Consider the following 1,549-nt stretch of genomic DNA (forward strand, 5'->3'; position numbering starts at 1 on the left):
CCGAAGAACGACCCCCCGGGGTCGAAGGGGCGGAGCCCCTGGGGATGGGACGGGTAGGGGCGGCGGGGGCGAGGGAAGGGCCGGACGTTGCGGAAACGTGGCCCGGAACCCGAACGCGTAAGGTGGCGTGCTCGTAGAGATATACGTGTACGCACAGGCACACACGCCACCACATCGCGACGACGGGAGACGCCCCGACCATGCCCGGCCCCGGCGGCAACGGCTCCGTGACGCGGAGCACCCTACGGCAGCAGATCACGGACGCGCTCCGCGACGAGGTGCTGGCCGGCCGCCTCCAGGCAGGACGGGAGTTCACCGTCAAGGAGATCGCCGAGCAGTACGGCGTCTCCGCCACCCCCGTCCGCGAGGCCCTCGTCGACCTCTCCGCCCAGGGCCTGCTGGAAGCCGACCAGCACCGCGGCTTCCGCGTGCACGAGTACACCGTCGAGGACTTCCGCGGCATCATCGAGGCCCGCGGCCTGGTCACCAACGGCATGTTCCAGGTCCTGGCCACCGACACCGCCCGCAACCGTGACCCCGACGACCCCCAGGTCCACGCCGCCGTGGTCGGGGTACGCCGCCGCGCCGAGGAGGCCCAGCGCGCCGCCACGGCAGGCGACCTCACCGTACTGATCGGCTACGACCTGCGTTTCTGGCGCGAACTCGGCGCCCTCTTCGGCAACCCCTACCTCTCCGACTTCCTGCACCGGCTGCGCGTGCAGTCCTGGGTCTGCGCCGTCCAGCACCTGCGCCACATCGACGATCTGCGCGGCCACCTGTGGTGCGGCCACACCGACCTGGTCGACGCCCTGATGCGCCGCGACCTGCCCAGGGCCCGCTCGATCATCGCCGAGCACGACGCGGGCTCCCTCGCCCTGATCGAGCGACTGGCAGCCGAGTGAGCCACCCCGGGAGGTGGCTGGGCGGAGTGGTGGGTATGGGACCTGCACGAGCGGGGACTCGCGTGAGGGTCCGCACGAGGGGGTCCGCCCCCGAGCCGCACCGATTACCCTTCCCTGACCAACGTGCTATGCGAGGAGCCCTCTTTGGCCTGTGACCTGTGGCTGGTACCGCTCGTCGACGTGTTGTGCCACACCCCCGACAACCCCTTCGCCGAGGAACTCGCGCAATACAACAAGGTGCTGGCCGAGGCCGGGCTGCCTCCGGTGCCGGTGTACCAGTACATGCCGGGCCTGTCCGGGGACGTCGCACCGGTCGCCGGCTTCGACTACGACGCGCTGCACTTCCTGCGCCGCGCCTATCTGCTCCAGGTCTGCGGCCTCCCGGTGACGCCGGTCGACGAACTGGGCGGGGACTACGAACAGCTCCTGGAGATGTTCGAGACCACGGCCAAGCAGTCCCACCTGGTCTGGCACTACGACCACGCGGGCGCCTACGTCCCCGTCGACTTCCCCGGCCCGCTCTCCAACGACGAGCTCCTGGCGGGCGGCGGCCCACTCGGCTCCTCCCAGGCGCTCCTGCGCGAGCTGGAGTTCGTGGCCCCGGTCATCGGCATAGACCCGGCCAACCCCCCGGCTGCCCCCCAGGC

At 71.0% G+C, this 1,549-nt stretch carries 2 protein-coding genes; both read left to right on the forward strand.

Features of this window, described 5'->3' with window-relative positions:
- Nucleotides 1-200: 200 nt before the first annotated feature.
- Nucleotides 201-902, forward strand: coding sequence for a GntR family transcriptional regulator (locus tag L0P92_RS44325; RefSeq protein ID WP_234768794.1), 702 nt, complete (start codon nt 201-203; stop codon nt 900-902).
- Between the two features lie 144 nt (nt 903-1,046).
- Nucleotides 1,047-1,549, forward strand: a 503-nt coding sequence (locus L0P92_RS44330; RefSeq protein ID WP_234768795.1) for a putative DNA-mimic protein, incomplete at its 3' end; no start/stop codon positions are given.

This window comes from Streptomyces muensis, from assembly GCF_021474425.1.
Lineage (GTDB): Bacteria > Actinomycetota > Actinomycetes > Streptomycetales > Streptomycetaceae > Streptomyces > Streptomyces muensis.

Excerpts from the sequence above, each read along its gene's own strand:
- L0P92_RS44325 (WP_234768794.1), top strand. The coding sequence starts at position 201 with ATGCCCGGCCCCGGCGGCAACGGCTCCGTGACGCGGAGCACCCTACGG.